Here is a 17,219-nt window from a genome sequence, read left to right on the forward strand (position 1 = left end):
CCTCGCCGCCCGCGCCTCGGTCCGCGGGGCCCTCGGCGGGCCGCTCGACGCCGGCACCCTCGGCGCGCTGTTGTGGCACTCCCTGGCCGAGGGCGGCAGCTCCGAGCGGCGCCTCCCCGACGGATCCGTCCTGACCGTGGCCCACCGCCCCCACCCCAGCGCGGGCGCCCTGTACACGGCCCGGGTACGGCTGATCGTCCTCGACGTGGCCGGGGTGGCGCCGGGCACCTACGACTGCGTACCCGAACGCAGGACGTTGCGGTACGTCGGCCCGGCTCCGGAGGTCGCGGAGATCAAGGCGTTGTCGACGTACCTGTCCCGGCCGGCAACGGACCCGGCCGCGATCGGCATCGACGCCGCCCCGGTGTTCCTCGGCCTGTACGCGGACCTCGGCCTGCTCCGCAGCCGGTACGGCCTGCGCGCCCTGAGGCTGGCCCTGCTGGAGACCGGGCACCTGGCACAGAACCTCCTCCTCGTCGCCTCCGCCCTCGGGCTGGGCGGGACGACGCTGGGCGGCTTCCACGACGACCTGGCGCACGAACTCCTCGGGCTGGACGACCTGACGCAGCCGCTCCAGTACCTCCTGCCGCTCGGCCGCCACCCGCACACCCGGGCCGCGTCCGCCGCCACGTGGGGAAACGGGTCCTGAAATAGACTGCCGCGATGACCGATGTCTCCTTGCCCCCCTGTCCCGAGTGCTCCGGCGCCTACACCTACGAGATGGGCGCGCTGTTGGTGTGCCCCGAGTGCGGGCACGAGTGGTCGCCCGTCGCGGCCGTGCCCGGTTCGGGTGACGAGCCGGCGGAGCGGGTGGTCAAGGACTCCGTTGGCAACGTCCTCGCGGACGGTGACACGGTGACCGTCGTCAAGGGGCTGAAGGTCAAGGGCAGCCCGACCGGCATCAAGGCCGGTACCAAGGTGCGCAACATCCGCCTCGTCGACGGTGTGGACGGCCACGACATCGACTGCAAGGTCGAGGGGTTCGGCCCCATGCAGCTCAAGTCCGGCGTGGTCAGGAAGGGCTGACCCCTCCGCACCCGGATGCCGCGACGGGCCGACCCGTCGCGGGCGTCTGGCTGAATTCATACGGTTCGGGCCGCGGGCCGGGCGACGTCGTCCGGCCCGCCCGCCCCGCGGCCCCCGGGCCGCTTTCCCCCCGCCCGCGGTCCGGTTCCCCCGCTGCCGCGCGGGCTGTCGCGCGCGGCGCGGGAGGGGCGTAAAACCCCGTGGTCCCACGCCCGTACCGGGTGCGCCGGTCGCTCGGGACCGGCGCGTGAGGGTGCCCGGAGAGCGGGAACGGAGCCGACCCGCGAACCGGTCCCGAGTCCGCCGCGAGGAGGCTTCGAGGGGGTGGCGGTAGGGCTTCGATCGGCGTGAAATTGGTCTGGACCACCTGGTGACGTGATGGTTAGGGTTCTTAACAGAACTCGCTCCGGCCGGCTGCGGGCCCGTTCCGCACGCCGCCGAAACCTCTGATGGAGGACCCGTCCGTGATCGACATCGTGGCTGTACTCAGAGCCGAGGACGCGGTTCTCGACTTCCTCTCCGTCCTCGCCGACCCCCGGCGCACCGAGGTCCACGTGCTGTGCGGCGACACCCGTGCACACCTGGTCCTGCCCCCGGGCACGGAGCTGCGCGAACGGCTCGCCGTACTGGCCCGCCACGTGCGCCCGGTCGACGACACGGCCGCCTCGCCCGGTCCGGAGCCGCTCGCCGCCCTCGTGCAACGGGCCGCCGCCGGGCGGTCCGCCCGGCTGTGGACCCATTCGCCCGCCGACAACCGCCGCGGGCGGGGCGTGCTCGGCCGCGACGCCGCCCTCGCGGGGGCGGGCCTGCCCGTCCGGCACGCCGTCGGCTACTCGCCGTTCCTCCAGTTCATCAGCGACCTGGACCGGCCCCTCGACGGCTCCCAGGTCACCGCCAAACTCGACTTCGTCAACCGGCACTGCGGTCACCTCCTGCGGTCCGCCTCGCCGGAGCAGATGCTGTACACCGCCCGCGTCCCCGCCACCGAACGGTACTTCGAGGCCCAACCCGGCGAACGCGACCGGCTGTTCGCCCTGCTGTCCAGCCTCGACGACGGGGCCGCCTCCGTGGAGGACCCGTGGGAGTTCGAGAGCTCCCCCTACGAGGCGGAACGGCTGGACGCGACGACCGCCTGGATCGCCGGCCGGCTGTCCCCGGCGGACGGACCGCTGATCGAGGTCGGTGCCTGCGAGGGGGCGCTCACCGCACGGCTCGGCGCCAAGGGGTTCGCGGTGGAGGCCACCGAACCCAACACGCCGTTCCGTGACCGCCTGGTCGCCCGAGTCGGCGACACGGCCCAGGTCCACCCCGACGGCCTGGAGGAGCTGGCCGCCCGGCCCCGGCTGCCCGGAGCCGCGTACCTCCTGATCGAGATGCTCTACTACGGCCAGGACCTCGACCTGCTCGACACCCTGCCGACCGACCGGGTGTTCGTCGCCCTGGAGCCCGAGGCGCTCGCCACCCGGCTCGCACCCTGGCTGGAGAGGGCCGCGCACTGGGAAGCCGCCGAGGAGGAGGTCCTCGTACGCCCCGCGCTGGAAGCCGTCTGCGGCGGCCGCGCCTACCTCAGCAAGCGCGGGAGCACGGGCATCCTGCTGCACCGCCGCACCACCGGCTGACCACTCCCGACCTCCCGCGTCCGGGCTTCCCGGCTCCCGGCTCCCTCTTCCCGGCCTCCCGGCCTCCGCCTCCCGGCCTCCCGCCTCCCGGCCTCCCGCTTCCGGGTCTCCCGCTTCCGGGTCTCCCGCTTCCGGGCCTTCCGCCTTCCGGCCGACCGCCATCCGCCTTCCGCCTCCGGGCCTCCGGGCCTTCGCCTCCCGGCCCTCCGTCTCCCGGTCTTCCATCTCCCGCCCCCCGGTTTCGTCGCCTCCCAGCGGTCCGTCCGCCCTCCTTGCCTCCCGCCTCCTCGCCTTCCGCCCGCTCACCTCCCGACCTCCTTGCCGACGGCCCTTTCGGCCGGTACCCCGGCGGCAGTTCCGCCCTGCCCCTCGCACGCCGCCCCACCGCACCATCCGCCCGGCCCCCAAGGCCCGCCCCGCCGCGCCCGCGCCCTCCGCGCCGCATCCGGCCGAACTCCGCCGAACCCGTCGGTCCGACCCGTCCGGTCGGCCCCGCTCCCCTCCGGGAGCGCGACCCCTTCCGTCGTGGCCCGACCGGCCCCGAACCCGGCCCGGCCGCCCCGGCCGCCCGGGCCCGCCACACGGCATCCGCCGCCCCCGCCCGCCCGCCCTCCTCCGTCCCGTTCCCGAAGGTTGAACGCCCGTGAGCACTGCCACGACCCTGGTCAACGCCTGCCTGCTGCCCGCCTACGACGGGCGGGTGCCGCCCGATTGGATCCTGCGCGCCCTGGACGACGGGATCGCCGGGGTCGGCCTGTTCGGCACCAACCTCCAGTCCACCGGGCGCTCGCTGCGCGAGGACATCGTCGACCCGATCCGCGCGGTACGGCCCGACGCCCTGATCGCGTTGGACGAGGAAGGCGGCGACGTCACGCGGCTCGACTACCACCGCGGCAGCGTCTACCCGGGCAACCACGCGCTCGGCGGCGTCGATGACCCCGAACTCACCCGACAGGTCGCCCGGGCCGTCGGCTCCGACCTCCGTGAGGCCGGGATCAACCTCTGCCTGGGCCCCTGCGCCGACGTCAACTCCCGCGCCACCAATCCGATCATCGGGGTACGTTCCTTCGGCTCCCGACCAGGACCGGTCGCCCGCCACACCGGGGCCTTCGTGGAGGGCCTCCAGGAGCGCGGAGTGGCCGCCACCCTGAAGCACTTCCCCGGACACGGCGACACCGGGACCGACTCGCACTCGGCGCTGCCCGACATCCACCGCGGCCTCGACGCCCTGCGCGCCCTCGACCTGCCACCGTTCACCGGGGGCATCGCCGCCGGCGCCAAGGCCGTCATGACCGGCCACATCCGACTCCCGCACCTCTGCGACCTGCCGGCCACCCTGAGCCGCCGCATCGTCACCGGGCTACTGCGCGAGGAACTCGGCTACGACGGGGTGGTGATCAGCGACGCCCTGGAGATGGCCCCCGTACGCGACCGCTGGGGTTTCGGCGGCGCGGCCGTCCTGGCCTGGGCCGCCGGCGTGGACCTCGTCCTGCTCGGAGCCACGGACGGCGAGCGGATCCTTCCCGAGGTCCACCGGGCGGTGGAGGGGGCCCTGCGCACGGGGGACCTCACCGTCGAACGCCTGGAGGAGGCGGCCGCCCGGGTCGCCGCGCTCCGCGCCTGGGCGGCGCCGACGGCCGGCCCGCACCCGGTCCCCGCGGCCGCGGACGGCTCCGCGGGAGGTTCCGGCATCGGCCTCGTCGCGGCCCGGCGAGCCCTCGTGGCCGCCGGCCTGCCGGCCGGCGGCGACGAGGAGCCGGTGCGGGCGGTCCACACCGTACGGCTCCTCACCGGCGGCAACATGGCGGTCGGCACCGCCCCCTGGGGCCTCGCGCCCGCGTTGAAACTGCTCGACGCCCTGGCTTCCGCCACCGACGTGGAACCGGGCGCCGACCCGCGGGACATCGCGCTGCCCGAGACCGGCCCCGTCGCGGTCGTCGTGCGCGACGCGGCCCTCGACCCCTGGCAGGCGGCCACGCTGCGCGCCCTGCGCACCCGCAGGCCGGACCTGGTCACCGTCGACATGGGCCTCGGACCGCGCACCCCGGAACCGGGCGGCCGGCAGATCCTCACCCGGGGCGCCGGCCTGGTCAACGCGGTCGCGGCCGCCGAACTCCTCACCGGGCGCACCTGCACCGGCCCACTGCGCAACTGACCACTCCGAGGGGACCCACCCCGGCCACCCCATCCGGCCACCCCACCCCGGCCACCCCACCCCGACCACCCGGACCGCCCATCCCCCTGCCACCCCGGAGGACCAGGTGTACGACGTCTGCGTCGGCCTCGGCTACCACTGCGAATCGACCTACCAGATCCGGCGGATCACCGGCGACGACCGGGCCCACTTCTTCGACTGGCTCGACCTCGACTTCGCGTCCGTGCTCGACACCCTCGCCACCGACTTCCGCGAAGTCCTGCGCCCCGGCCTGACCGAACCCTTCGGCAACGGCACCTGCGCACTCGACACGGGCTCACGGATCCGCTTCTTCCACGACTTCCACGCCACGGCCGGCGGCCCGCTGACGGCCGAGGACATCGCCGGCCAGTTCGCCGCCGTACGCGCCAAGTTCGAGCACCTCGCCGCCCGCTGGCGGGACCTCACCACCTCCCGCGCCCACGTCCTGTACGTCCACCACGACGCCTTCGACGAGCTCGAAGCCCCCGACCTGGCCCGCCTGCACACCCTGCTCCGCGAACGCCACCCCGGCCACAGCTTCTCCCTGCTGTGGCTGCGCCGCACGCCTCCCGGCGACACGACCGACCTCCCGCCCGGCGTCCGGTGGGGCACGGTCGCCGCGCTGCCCGGCCGCTGGGAGGGCGACGACGCCCAGTGGGACGCCGCCTTCGCCGCGCTCGACCCCCCGACCCCGGGGCCCGGGCCCGTACGCCCGCGATCCGGCCCCCTCTCCCGCCCCGCCACCCGCACCTGATCCGGAGGAACCCATGCCCGCTCCCGCACCGCCCCCGTGGCGCACCGTCGTCCTCTCCCCGCACTTCGACGACGCCGTCCTGTCGCTCGCCGGGCTACTGCCCGCACTGCCCGGACCGGTCGCCGTCGTCACCGTGTTCGGCGGCGCCCCGGCGCCCGGCGCCCCGACGTCGTGGTGGGACAGCACCTGCGGGTTCGCCTCCGCCGCGCAGGCCCACCGGACCCGCCGCGGCGAGGACGCCCGGGCCCTGGACCGGCTCGGAGTCGCACAGGTCGTCCTCGATCACCCCGACGGACCGTACGGCGACGGCGGCGAACCGCACCTCCTCGACGCCTTCCTGGAGGACCTCGCCCCCGGCACCCGTGTCCTGGCCCCGCTCGGCAGCAACCAGCCCGACCACGAGAGCGTGCGGCTGCGCGCCACGAAGGTCCTCGCCGCCCTGGACGCCCCCGCCCCCTGGGTCTACGCCGACCTCCCCTACACCGGGCACCTGCCCGAATGGGGCACCGACGCGGCGAGCGCGGCACTGGCCCGGAGCCCGATGTGCGGGCTCGCGTACCAGGAACTGTCGCGCGGGCACCGCGCCACCGTCCGCCACGAACTGCTCCTGAGCGACGAGCAGTGGCAGGCCAAGCACGAGGCCGTGCTGTGCTACGCCTCCCAGCTGAGCGCACTCGTCCCCGACCACGGGACCTTCCTCTCCCGCACCGGACCCCTGCGGGCCGAAGTGATCTGGGAACTGACGCCCCTGGACCCGCCGTGCTGACCCCGGACCGCCCCACCGCACCCGCACCCGCGCCCGCTCCCACCCCCGCCCTCCCGTCGGCCCGGTCGGCCGAGGACCCGCGCCCCGTCGTGATGGCGGCCACCGGCCTGGTCAAGGAGTACCGGCGCGGCCGGGCCGTCGACGGCGTCGGCTTCACGATCCGGGCGGGGGAGCGCCTCGGCCTGCTCGGCCCGAACGGCGCGGGCAAGACGACGACGCTCCTGATGTGCCTCGGAGCCGTCGAGCCGGACGCGGGGCGGGTCGAGATCCTCGGCAGGAACCTTCACGGAAACCGGGCCCGGGCCATGCAGGGCGTCGGCTTCGTCGCCGGCTACCTGCCCCTGCCCGACCGGGTCCGGGTGCGCGAGTACCTGCGGCTGTACGCGGACCTCTACGGGCTGCGCGCCCCCGGCGCCGCCGTGGACCGGGTCCTGACCCGGTTCGGCATCGAGCACCTGGGCGTCGCCATCGGCACCGAACTGTCCAGCGGGCAGCGCACCTTGGTCGGCATCGCCAAGGCGGCCCTCCACGAACCCCGGCTGATGATCCTGGACGAACCCACGGCCTCCCTCGACCCCGACATCGCGCTGCGCGTCCGCACGGCGCTGCTCGCCCTCTCGGCGGAACAGGGCACCGCCCTGCTGGTCACCAGCCACGACATGGTGGAAGTGGAACGGCTGTGCGAGCGGGTGATGTTCCTGCACGGCGGCCGGATCGCCGCCGACGGAACGCCCGCCGAGGTGGCGCACCGCTTCGGCCGGGCCGACCTGGAGGGCGTCTTCCTGCACCTGGCCGAAGAACGCGACCGCGAAAGGGCCACCGCCCGATGAAGACCCCGCTCCCTCCCCCCGCCGTACCGGACAGCGCGGCACCGGACACCGCCCCCGCGGCCCTGCGCCCCCCGGCCGCCGCGTCCGCGCACCGGGTGCGCGCCGTCGCCCGCCGGCACTGGCTGGTGCTCAAGCGCAGCCCGCACCGCTTCTTCGACGTACTGGTCTGGCCGCTCGTCGACACCCTGCTCTACGGGTCCATCGGCCTGTTCGCCGCCCAGGCGGCGGGCACCGACCCGGGAGCGACGACCGCCGTCGCCGTGTACCTGCTCAGCGGAACGGTCCTGTGGCACCTGGTCCACCAGACGCAGATCTCGCTCGCCACCGGATTCCTGGAGGAGACCTGGTCGCGCAACCTCCTGGGCCTCCTCGCCACGCCCATGAGGGAATGGGAGTACCTCGCGGGCGTCGGCCTCTTCGCCCTGCTGCGCACCGCCGTCAGTACGATCGCGGTCGCCGGACTGGCCTTCGCCGCCTACGCCTTCGACGTCACGGCGCTGGGCTTCGGGCTGGTCCCGGTGGCGGCCCTGCTGCTGGCCTGCGGCTGGTCGGTGGCCCTGCTGGTGGTGGGCCTGGTGCTGCGGTACGGCAGCGGGGCCGAGGCCCTCGTCTGGGGCGCCCTGTCCGTGGTGATGCCGCTGTCGGGGGTCTTCTACCCCGTCTCCACGCTACCGGCGGCGCTGCGACCGCTCGCCGAGATCCTGCCCACCACCCACGTGTTCGCCGCCGGGCGGGCCCTGACCGGGGGAGGGGCGATGCCCTGGCGGGAGCTGGGCATCGCCACCGCCGGGACGCTCCTCCTGATGCTGCTCAGCCTGTTCGCGCTGAGCCGGATGATGCGCTCCTTCCGCAGGCGGGGTCTGGTGACGCGGTACTCCTGACGCGTGGTCAGCGGGCTCCCGTGCCCGGGTGGCTCCAGCGGAACTCCGCCTCCGGGAACCGCGGCGAGGGGCCGTCCAGCAGCGGGGAGGGCAGGTTCCGCAGGAAGCGGTCGAAGAAGGCCCGGGTGTAGGCCCGGACCAACTGTGCCGACCTGGCCGGGGTCAGGGTGCCGAGGAGTTCCGCGTACAGGTCGGTCGGCCAGGCTTGCGGGAGTCCGCCCGCCGCGGCGAAGTGCGGCAGGTCGGTGAAGGTCAGGTGCCCGGTGCCGGCGATCCGCACCTGGCGGGCCCAGCCGCGCTGATGGTCCCGCCACTGCCGCCAGGTGTCGTGGTCCTCCAGCGCGGTGAGGAGCATGTAGGGCCGGTCCAGCCCCTGTTCGGCCACCGGCGAGCCGAAGAGGGCGCCGTCCAGGCCGAGTCCGGCCCGGAAGCGCCGGTCCACGCGCAGTACCTCGGCCGCGGCCGACCCGCCCATGGAGTGGCCGAGGACCCCGATCCGTGCCGGGTCGGCCCGCGGCCACTCCCACCCGCCCGCGCCGCCCCGCGGCCGCGGGAGTTCGCCGGCGAGGAAGCGCAGGTCGTCGACCCGGGCCCGGATCTCCAGGCGTTCCTGGGCGCCCCAGTCGGCGGGCTCCTCGGGCAGGACGCCGCGTACGATCCGGCCGCCGGGGAACTCGACCACGGCGGCGTCGAAGGTGTGGTCGACGGCGGCGACGAGGTATCCGTGCGCGGCCAGGTCCTCGGCCAGGGCGGTGCAGTTGGCCCGGCCCCCCTCGCGCCCGTGGCCGAGCAGCAGCAGCGGCAGCGGGCCGTGCGCCGCGGGGGCCCCGTCCCGGGCGTGCGGGCGGACGGCGGCCAGGGTGCCGGTGGTCAGGGGCAGCCCGGACTCCAGGTCGGCGGCGACCGCGGCGGTGGTGTACGGGGCGCGGGGGCGTCCCGCCCTGCCCAGGGCGGGGTACCAGAGCTGCACCATCAGCTCGCGCGGGCGGCGGTCCGGGGCGAACGGGTCCTCGCGCGCGGCGTCGACCAGGTGGAGGGTGCGGGTGCCGATGGGCCGGGGCGCGGTGGGGGCGGGCAGCGGGAGCGCGGCGGCCGCCTGGGCGGCGGTGGCGGGCAGCAGCATGCCACCGGCGGCCGAGCCGGCGAGCAGCAGAACGGAGCGACGCGTGATCATCATCCACCCTCGGGGAAACGGCGAACCTGGCGACGCCCCAACGTAGTTGGTCTGGACCAATTTGCCCAGAGGTTCTCCAGTCACCCGATAGGACTTCGGCACCGGGAGCCCCGGCCGCTGCGAGTGGCGTCCACGCGCCGCCCCGCCGCCCCGCCGCCACCGTGCCGGTGAGGAGGCGGAGGCGGAGGGTCATTCGGCGGTTGCGGGTTCCTCCGGGGAAGGGTCCGGCCTCACGTACCGCTCGGCTGGACCATCTTCCGGCCCGCGGTGCTTCCACCGTCCACGGAGATCGACGCACCCGTCATGTAGGGGAAGTCGTCGGACGCGAGCCCGAGCACCGCGCGCGCGATCTCCTCGGCCTCGCCCATCCGTTCGAGACCGTCCACGTTGAGCGGTCCCCACGCCTGCTTGTACTTCGCCCAATCCGCGTCCGGGATTCCCGGCGGGCGGACGAAGGGGGTATCGGTGGTACCGGGCAGCAGGGCGTTGAGCCTGATCCCCTTGGGCCCGTACGCGAGGGCCGCGGACTTCACCATGCCCTGCACCGCCCGCTTGCTCGCGGTGTACGCGGCGCTGTTCGGCCGCGCCTGTTCGGCCGCCGATGACGAGGTGCAGATGATGACGCCGCGCTGCGCCTTGAGCATGTGCGGGATCTCGTACTTGATCGCGAGGAACACCCCCCGGGCGTTGGTGGCCTGGACGTCATCCCACTCCTCGACGCTCATCTCATGGGGCAGTTTGCCGCTGCCGATGCCGGCGTTGTTGAAGGCGACGTCGATGCCGCCGTACCGGCTCGCGACCCGGTCCACGAAGCCGCGCACCTGGGCGTCCACGCGGACGTCGGCCTCGATGTACGTGGCTTCGCCTCCCGCGTCCCGGATCTCACGTGCCACCTGGCGCCCCAACTCGACCCGCCTGCCGCAGAATCCGACATGGGCGCCCTCCAGGGCGAACGCCTTCGCCGCCGCCCTGCCGATGCCGGATGTGCCACCCGTGATGAGCACGGACTTTCCCTGGAAGCGGCCGGCCCCGGTGCCCGACCTCGACCGGGCGCCGGTCGCGTGGGCGGTGGTGCCGAAGGCCGCGCTCCCCAACCCCAGGGCGGCGGCGCCACCTAGGAGGGACCGTCGCCCCATGGCAGCGGACCCTGCGTCCGCGTTGGCGGTCGTGACCGTGTGCGCATTGGTGTTCATGCCGCTCAGCCTCGCTGCCCGACGCGGGTCCCCGACTCCCTCCACGGGCCGGACATCGCGGCCGGTGGGAGGAGGCGGCCTCCTCCCACGGCAGGACCCGGCCGCAGGGGCGTCCGCCTATCGTGGGGGCGTGAACAGAGCCTGGATCGAGCCCGCGTTCGACAGGAGATTCGCCGGCGTGCGGGTCCTGGCCCTCGCCGGCGTCATGGTCGGCCATCTCCTGCTGTTGCAGCGGCCGTCCACGACGACGGACCTGGGCCTCGCCGCGGTCGCGCTCGTGCTGTGCCTGGCCGCGGGAAAATGGGTGTTCGGCGCGCTCCTGGCGCAGTCGGTCCTGCTCGTCGTCGCACACGCCCTGGGCGCGAGCATCGTTCCCTCGGTGAAAGTGCTGGCCGCCGTCACCCTTTTCGAGCTGGCGGTACGGCAGTCCGGACGTCGCCTTGCCGCCGGGGCGACGGGACTGGCGCTGGCCGTCGTCGTGAACCGCTTCGAGGACCTGCCCGGCGAACTCCTGCCGGTGCTCTACAAGGTGGGGATCGTCGCAGGCCTGCCGCTGCTCCTGGGCGCGTACGTACGCGTGACCCGGGACGCCGCGGCGCATGCCCGTCGACACGCGGAGCAGCGGGAACTGCGCGCCGAACAACAGCTGCTGGCCGCCCGCGCGGCGGAACGCACCGTCATCGCGCGCGAGTTGCACGACCTCGTCGCCCACCACGTCTCCTCCATGGTGCTGCGCGTCGGTGTCGCCCGGCACGTCACCGCGGCCACCCCCACCACCGACCCGCGGATCACCGAGGTCCTCGACGACCTGCACGCCGGCGCCGGCGCGGCACTGGCCGATCTGCGGCGCCTGGTCACCGTACTGCGAGCCCCGGACCGGACCGATCCCGACACCGGTTCCCTGGTCGAGCCCGGAGCCCTGCCGGCGGCTTTGGAGTCGGTGGTGGAACACGGCCGCCGGACCGGCCTGACCGTGACCGCTTCCGTGGACCCCCGCGTCGCGCGGCTCGACGCGGTACGCGGCCTCGCGGTCCTGCGCCTGGCCCAGGAGGGCCTGGCCAACGCGGCCAAGCACGGCGGGCCCGGCGCGCACGCCGAGCTGGCCCTGCGCGTGGCCGATGACGCCGTTCACCTGACGATCCGCGACGACGGCGCCGGACGGGCCCGGCCACCGGCCCCCGGCCCTTCCGGACACGGCTTGATCGGCATGCGGGAACGCGTGGACCTGCTCGGCGGCCGACTGGAGGCGGGCCCCGCCGCTCAGGGCTGGCGGCTCGCGGCCGAACTACCCGCCCTCACCACCGACATGGAGCCCCGGCTGTGATCCGCGTCCTCGTCGTCGACGACCAGCAGCTCGTCCGCATGGGGCTGCGCATGCTCTTCGAGCAGGCGCGGGACATCGAGATCCTGGGCGAAGCGGACAACGGCGCGGAGGCGGTGCGACTGGCGGAACACCTGACTCCCGACGTCGTCCTCATGGACTTGAGAATGCCCGGAATGGACGGCATCACGGCCACCCGCCGCATCGTGGCCGCACGCCCGGCCACCCGGGTCGTCGCCCTCACCACGTTCGACGACGACGACCACCTGTATCCGGTGCTCGCGGCCGGAGCCCGCGGTTTCCTCGTCAAGGACACCCCACCGGCCGAACTCCTGGAGGCCGTACGCCGGGCCGCCGACGGAGAGGCCCCCTTCAGCCGGGACGTCCTCGACCGCCTCGTGGCCCAGGCCCTCCGGGCCCGTTCCGCCGCGGACACTCCCACGGAGATCCCGGTGCCGGCCATCACCCCCCGCGAGCGAGAGGTCCTCGGACTGCTCGGCGTGGGCCTGTCCAACAAGGAGATCGCCGACCGGCTGCATCTCGGCGTCACCACGGTGAAGACGCACGTGGCCGGCCTGATGGCGAAGACGGGCCGGGACAACCGCATCCGTCTCGCGGTTCTCGCCGTCCTCACCGGCATCACGCCGAACTGAGCCGCCCTGCTCCGCGGGCGACCGTCCGTTCCGGATCCTGCCCGGCCGCGAGATCGGACGGGGACGACCTGCTCGCCCGACCGGCCCGGATCAGTCCGGTGTCGCCGCGCCGTCGGCGGGACCGGTCGGACCGCGTTCGCGTCGGCCGTCGTTCGGCGCGGGCGCGTCTCCCGCGCGGGGTGGGTGGCCGGACGACAGGAGGGGATCGTCGAGGAGCACCAGCCGGTACCCCGTACGACGGCCCGTGCTCCGCGCGGGGCGGCGGCGCGGGCCGGAGCCGTTCTTGCGCGGCGACCGGGCCCGTTGGGCAGCGGCGATCAGGGCCGCCACGGGCGGCGCCTCGGCGCGCAGGCGGTTGAACCGGCGGACGGAGATCCCCGCCAGGCCCGCCGCCACGGGCCAGGTCGCCCCCTTGCGGATCGCGTCCAGGACCAACCGGAGGGCCGCCGGGGTCGGCGCCGCCCCCGGCCCGAGGCCGTGCGCCGCGGCCAGGGCCTGCGCGGAGCGGAGCGCCTCCGCGAAGCTCGTGTCCAGGTCCAGCCAGTCGCGCAGCATGTGTTCGGGAATGCCCGCCGCCGCGGCGCACCCGGGGATGGTCAGTCCCTGGGCGGCGGCCCGTACGGCTTCCGCCATGTGCGCGACGGTCTCCTCGCGCTGGCTGGGCGTGCGGCGCAGGACTTCGCGCAGGGCTCGGTCCATCTGCTCCTGCGAGGTGATCCACGCCAGTATTCGATCGGCCCACTCGTCCTGTTGGGCCTGGTGTGCCGTGCTGTCCACCATTCCGTACCCCCAATGATTAGGCAAGCCTAACCTAATGGGCGTGACGGGTGGGGGAGTTCGGGAGACCGCCTGCGGCCGGTGCGCCGTCCGTCAAGCGGCGGTCCAGCCGCCGTCCATCGGAAGGGAAGTGCCCGTGACGTGGCCGGTGTGCGGCCCGCAGAGCCACAGGGCGACGGCCGCGACCTCCTCCGGCTCGATCAACCGTTTGATGGCCGAGCCGCGGAGCAGCACCTCGTCGACGACCTGCTCCGGCGGGATTCCGTGGGCCTCGGCCTGGGCGGCGATCTGCCGTTCCACGAGCGGCGTGCGCACGTAGCCGGGGTTCACGCAGTTGCTCGTCACACCGTGCGGGGCGCCCTCCAGGGCGGTGACCTTGCTCAGGCCCTCCAGGGCGTGCTTGGCCGTGACGTAACCGGACTTGAAGGGGCTCGCCCGCAGGCCGTGCACGCTGGAGATGTTGACGACCCGGCCCCAGCCGCGCCGGTACATGTGCGGAAGGGCGCGGCGCAGCAACAGGAACGGGGCGGTGACCATCACCCTCTGGAGGCGGTCGAACAGCTCCGGCGGGAAGTCCTCGATGGCCGCGACGTGTTGCAGTCCGGCGTTGTTCACGAGGATGTCGAGATCCGTGGGCAGGGACGCCACGGCGCCGGGATCGGCCAGGTCCGCCGCGTGGGCCCGCCCGTCCACCCGCCGGGCCACCTCGGCGGCGGCCGGAGCGTCGACGTCCACGACGTGGACGAAGGCCCCCGCGGCGGCCAGGGCCTCGACGCAGGCACGCCCGATGCCACTGCCACCGCCGGTCACCAGGGCCGTGCGCCCGCTCAGTCCGCCCGCCGGGGCCCCGGACGCCGTTCCACCGAATCCGCTCGTCATGACCCGAACGTTAGGGAGGGCCGCCGGCGGTTGCCGATGTGCGCCGCCGCCACAGTCGGGACCCCGGACATGGCGGTGGGCACCAGGGGGAGCCGGCCGTGGGGTCATAATTCCGCCATGAACATGATCGAACTGCGGCTGCTGCTCGCGACCGTGCTCGTCGGGGCCACACTGAGCGGATGCTCCTTCCTCTCCCCCTTCACGACCTGCGAGGGCACCGGCCCCGAGCTGGCGGCCCTCGATGAGCTGTCGGCCCTGGACCTGCACCCGGCGGGGGCCAGGCCCGTCGACGGCGGCGCGGCGGACGGGGCCACCTGTACCGATGACAGCGGGGACGCCTGGCTGAGCGCGGACCGGCTGTACGTGTACGACGGGAGCGCCGCGGACGTGCTGGCGTACTACGCACGGGAACTGCAGGCGGCGGGCTGGCACCCGGTCGAGCTGCCCGGGGCGGTGCCGGAGGGCCGGATCCCCGTCACCTGCTTCGAGTCCCCGGACCGGCCGAGCGTCACAGTCGATTTCGAAACACCCGGCGACCTCCGCGAGTTCTACCAGGTGGACCCGGGCCCCGAGCCGACCGGCTCCGTGCCCCGAACCTGGATCCACGTCTTCGCCGAGGCGTCGGCCGACGGATCGCGCATGGACTGTTGGTAGGGCCTGCCCGGGTGAACCCGTCGCTCGACGAGCCGGCGCCGGTGGAGGGGCCGAATTCAGCGCCGGAGGATCCGGCGTGCGAGCCGGTTGCCGAGGAACTGCGCGGACTGCACCAGTCCGATGAGGACCAGCACCGTCACCACCATGACCGAGGTGTCGAACCGCAGGTAGCCGTACGTCATGGCGAGGTTGCCGACCCCGCCGCCGCCGACCGTGCCGGCCACCGCGGAGAAGTCGATGAGCGCGACGAGCATGAAGGTCAGCCCGAGCACGAGCGGCCCGAGGGCCTCGGGCACCAGGACCGTGAGCAGGATGCGCAGCGGGCCGGCCCCCATCGAGCGGGCCGCCTCGATGACGCCCGGCTCGACGGACAGCAGGTTCGACTCGACGATCCGGGCGATCCCGAACGTCGCCACGATCGTCATCGGGAAGATCGCCGCATCGGTGCCGATCATCGTGCCGACCACCGCCCGGGTCACGGGTGCCAGGGCCACGATCGCGATGATGAACGGGACGGGGCGGATGACGTTGATGAACGTGCCCAGGACCGCGTGCACGATCCGGTTCGGCAGGACGCCTCCCTTGCGGGTGGCGTACAGGGAGAGCCCCACCACGAGGCCGCCGACGGTGGACAGGGCCAGCGTGATCAGCACCATGTAGACGGTCTCGCCGGTCGCCTCGACGACCTTGGGCCAGAAGGTGCTCCAGTCCGCCTTCACGCGACACCCGCTTCCCGGGCCGCGCCGGCCGCCGTGCCCGCCGCGAGTCCGGCGGCCACCGCCTCGACGGCCGACTCCTCGCCCCGCAGCGCGATGGTCACGCTGCCCAGGGGCCTGCCGCGGACCTCGCCGACACCGCCGTGGACGATGGAGAAGTCCACGCCGTGCGCGCGCAGCAGTGGTGAGAGGCCGTCCAGCAGTGGGGCCCCGTCGACGACCGGCACCGTGACAAGCCGGCCCGGATGGCGGGCGCGCAACCGGTCCAGGAGCGGGCCGTCCGGTTCGCCGTGCAGGGCCGAGCGGACGAACGCGGCGGTGGTGCGGTGGCGTGGCCGCGCGAACAGGTCGTAGACCTCGCCGCTCTCCACGACCCGGCCGTCCTCCATGACGGCGACCCGGTCGCACAGGGAACGGACGACCTCCATCTCGTGGGTGATCAGGACGATGGTGACGCCCAGCTCACGGTTGACGCGGCGGAGCAGGGCCAGCACCTCCTGGGTGGTCTGCGGGTCCAGGGCCGAGGTGGCCTCGTCGCACAGCAACACCTTGGGGCGGGTGGCCAGGGCGCGGGCGATGCCCACGCGTTGGCGCTGCCCACCGGACAACTGCTCGGGATGGCGCTTGCCGTATCCGGACAGGCCGACGAAATCCAGGGTCTCCTCGGCGCGCGCCCGGGCGGCGGCGCGGTCCATCTTGGACAGGCGCAGCGGGTAGAGCACGTTGCCGAGGACCGTGCGCGAGCGGAAGAGGTTGAACTGCTGGAAGATCATGCCGATGTCGCGCCGGATCGGACGCAGTGCGCGCTCGCCGAGCGCGGCGAGGTCCTGGCCGTCGACGAGGACGCTGCCCGACGTCGGCTCCTCCAGGCCGTTGATCAGCCGCAGGAGGGTGGATTTGCCGGCGCCGCTGTGGCCGACGACGCCGTGGACGGTGCCCGACGCGACGGACAGGCTCACGCCGTCGACGGCGCGCGCGCCGCCCGGGAACTCCTTGCGTACGTCGCGCAGTTCGACGGCGGCGGTCACCGGCCCAGCTGCTTCGCGACGCGGTCGAGCTCGGCCCGGAGTTCGACGGCGGGCAGCTCGACGTGGTGGGCGGTGCCGTTGCTGGCGCGGCGGACCTCGTCCTGAACGGCCTTCGACGCGTACAGCTTCACGATCCTCGAGTAGTCCGCGTCGTCCTTCTCGTTCGCGCGGGCGGCGATGACGTTCAGGTAGGGCACGGCCTGCGGGCTGGTCGGATCGTCCTTGAACAGCGCGGTTCCGGCGTCGATGCCCGCGAGTTCGGCGACCCCGTCGTTGATGATCGCGGCGTCGGTGTCCTTGAGGGTGCGGGGGGTCTGCTGGGCGTTGACCGGGGTGAGCTTGACGCGCTTGGGGTTGGCGGTGATGTCGTCGGGGGTGGCGAACAGCCCGGCGTCCTTCTTGAGCTCGATGAGTTTCGCCTGCTCCAACACCCGCAGGCCGCGGCCCTGGTTGGCCGGGTCGTTGGGCAGGGCTATCTCGGCCTGTTCGGGCAGGTCCGCGAGCGCGCGGTGCTTTTCGGAGTAGAGGCCGAGCGGCACCACCGTGGTCGCGGCGATCGGAGCGATGTCGGTCTTGTTCTCGGTGTTCGACTGTGCGAGGAACACCAGGTGCTGGAAGGCGTTGAGCTCGATGTCACCCGCGCCGAGGGCCTTGTTGGGCAGTGAGTAGTCGTCAAGACGACGGTCTCGACGGTGAGCCCCTCCTTCTTCGCCTCCTTGGCGAGGACGTCCCACTCGGGGGAGTCGCCCGCCACGCCCACCCGGATGCGCCG

18 protein-coding genes are annotated in these 17,219 nt (G+C 74.0%); 11 read left to right on the forward strand and 7 right to left on the reverse strand.

Translation table 11 applies throughout. The features are described from left to right. From NOD94_RS18560 to NOD94_RS18595, 8 genes are all read left to right on the forward strand, one after another. On the forward strand, positions 1–649 hold a 649-nt coding region (locus NOD94_RS18560), incomplete at its 5' end, for a SagB family peptide dehydrogenase (protein WP_281207088.1). Between the two features lie 14 nt (positions 650–663). Continuing rightward, positions 664–1,026, forward strand: a complete 363-nt coding sequence (locus NOD94_RS18565) for a zinc ribbon domain-containing protein YjdM (protein WP_281207089.1) — start codon at positions 664–666, stop codon at positions 1,024–1,026. Positions 1,027–1,490: 464 nt separating this feature from the next. Further along, positions 1,491–2,645: a hypothetical protein gene (locus NOD94_RS18570; RefSeq protein ID WP_281207090.1), complete on the forward strand. Its 1,155-nt coding sequence runs from the start codon at positions 1,491–1,493 to the stop codon at positions 2,643–2,645. Positions 2,646–3,288: 643 nt separating this feature from the next. Beyond that, the gene (locus tag NOD94_RS18575) at positions 3,289–4,800 is read left to right on the forward strand and encodes a glycoside hydrolase family 3 N-terminal domain-containing protein (RefSeq protein ID WP_281207091.1); all 1,512 of its coding nucleotides are present in this window, start codon (positions 3,289–3,291) and stop codon (positions 4,798–4,800) included. A gap of 106 nt (positions 4,801–4,906) precedes the next feature. Then, positions 4,907–5,575: a DUF1796 family putative cysteine peptidase gene (locus NOD94_RS18580; RefSeq protein ID WP_281207092.1), complete on the forward strand. Its 669-nt coding sequence runs from the start codon at positions 4,907–4,909 to the stop codon at positions 5,573–5,575. A gap of 13 nt (positions 5,576–5,588) precedes the next feature. After that, entirely contained in the window at positions 5,589–6,341 is a 753-nt protein-coding gene (locus NOD94_RS18585) for a PIG-L family deacetylase (RefSeq protein ID WP_281207093.1), read from the forward strand. Continuing rightward, positions 6,335–7,171 carry an ABC transporter ATP-binding protein gene (locus NOD94_RS18590; RefSeq protein ID WP_281207094.1) on the forward strand — a complete coding sequence of 279 codons (837 nt, stop codon included), beginning with the start codon at positions 6,335–6,337 and terminating at the stop codon, positions 7,169–7,171. The genes NOD94_RS18585 and NOD94_RS18590 overlap by 7 nt, the downstream gene beginning before the upstream one ends. Beyond that, on the forward strand, positions 7,168–8,052 hold the full coding sequence (locus NOD94_RS18595; protein WP_281207095.1) for an ABC transporter permease: 885 nt from the start codon (positions 7,168–7,170) through the stop codon (positions 8,050–8,052). Before NOD94_RS18590 ends, NOD94_RS18595 begins: the two co-directional genes overlap by 4 nt. A gap of 7 nt (positions 8,053–8,059) precedes the next feature. On the opposite strand, the gene NOD94_RS18600 is transcribed toward NOD94_RS18595, so the two are convergent. After that, entirely contained in the window at positions 8,060–9,229 is a 1,170-nt protein-coding gene (locus NOD94_RS18600) for an alpha/beta hydrolase (RefSeq protein ID WP_281207096.1), read from the reverse strand. Positions 9,230–9,456: 227 nt separating this feature from the next. Beyond that, positions 9,457–10,419, reverse strand: a complete 963-nt coding sequence (locus tag NOD94_RS18605) for an SDR family NAD(P)-dependent oxidoreductase (protein WP_281207097.1) — start codon at positions 10,417–10,419, stop codon at positions 9,457–9,459. A gap of 130 nt (positions 10,420–10,549) precedes the next feature. Here NOD94_RS18605 and NOD94_RS18610 point away from each other — a divergent pair, with 130 nt between their 5' ends. Next, a complete protein-coding gene (locus NOD94_RS18610; RefSeq protein ID WP_281207098.1) occupies positions 10,550–11,743 on the forward strand; it encodes a histidine kinase in 1,194 nt (397 codons plus the stop codon). Further along, positions 11,740–12,393, forward strand: coding sequence for a response regulator transcription factor (locus tag NOD94_RS18615; RefSeq protein WP_281207099.1), 654 nt, complete (start codon positions 11,740–11,742; stop codon positions 12,391–12,393). The genes NOD94_RS18610 and NOD94_RS18615 overlap by 4 nt, the downstream gene beginning before the upstream one ends. 90 nt (positions 12,394–12,483) lie before the next feature. Here NOD94_RS18615 and NOD94_RS18620 read toward each other — a convergent pair whose 3' ends face one another. Next, the gene (locus NOD94_RS18620; protein WP_281207100.1) at positions 12,484–13,173 is read right to left on the reverse strand and encodes a hypothetical protein; all 690 of its coding nucleotides are present in this window, start codon (positions 13,171–13,173) and stop codon (positions 12,484–12,486) included. Between the two features lie 90 nt (positions 13,174–13,263). Next, a complete protein-coding gene (locus NOD94_RS18625; RefSeq protein ID WP_281207101.1) occupies positions 13,264–14,049 on the reverse strand; it encodes a 3-hydroxybutyrate dehydrogenase in 786 nt (261 codons plus the stop codon). A gap of 117 nt (positions 14,050–14,166) precedes the next feature. Here NOD94_RS18625 and NOD94_RS18630 point away from each other — a divergent pair, with 117 nt between their 5' ends. Then, positions 14,167–14,703: a hypothetical protein gene (locus tag NOD94_RS18630; RefSeq protein ID WP_281207102.1), complete on the forward strand. Its 537-nt coding sequence runs from the start codon at positions 14,167–14,169 to the stop codon at positions 14,701–14,703. Positions 14,704–14,759: 56 nt separating this feature from the next. Here the strand turns inward: NOD94_RS18630 and NOD94_RS18635 are convergent, their stop codons facing one another. From NOD94_RS18635 to NOD94_RS18645, 3 genes are read right to left on the reverse strand one after another with little or no spacing between them, the layout of a single operon-like run. Continuing rightward, positions 14,760–15,422, reverse strand: a complete 663-nt coding sequence (locus NOD94_RS18635; RefSeq protein ID WP_281207103.1) for a methionine ABC transporter permease — start codon at positions 15,420–15,422, stop codon at positions 14,760–14,762. Then, positions 15,419–16,447 (reverse strand): ATP-binding cassette domain-containing protein, encoded by a 1,029-nt coding sequence (locus NOD94_RS18640; RefSeq protein WP_281207104.1) that lies wholly within the window; start codon positions 16,445–16,447, stop codon positions 15,419–15,421. The genes NOD94_RS18635 and NOD94_RS18640 overlap by 4 nt, the downstream gene beginning before the upstream one ends. Next, on the reverse strand, positions 16,444–17,181 hold the full coding sequence (locus NOD94_RS18645; RefSeq protein ID WP_281207105.1) for a MetQ/NlpA family ABC transporter substrate-binding protein: 738 nt from the start codon (positions 17,179–17,181) through the stop codon (positions 16,444–16,446). Before NOD94_RS18645 ends, NOD94_RS18640 begins: the two co-directional genes overlap by 4 nt. Positions 17,182–17,219 lie beyond the last annotated feature (38 nt).

Origin of the sequence: Streptomyces sp. Isolate_45 (genome assembly GCF_024721315.2) — a bacterium.
Classification (GTDB): Bacteria; Actinomycetota; Actinomycetes; order Streptomycetales; family Streptomycetaceae; genus Streptomyces.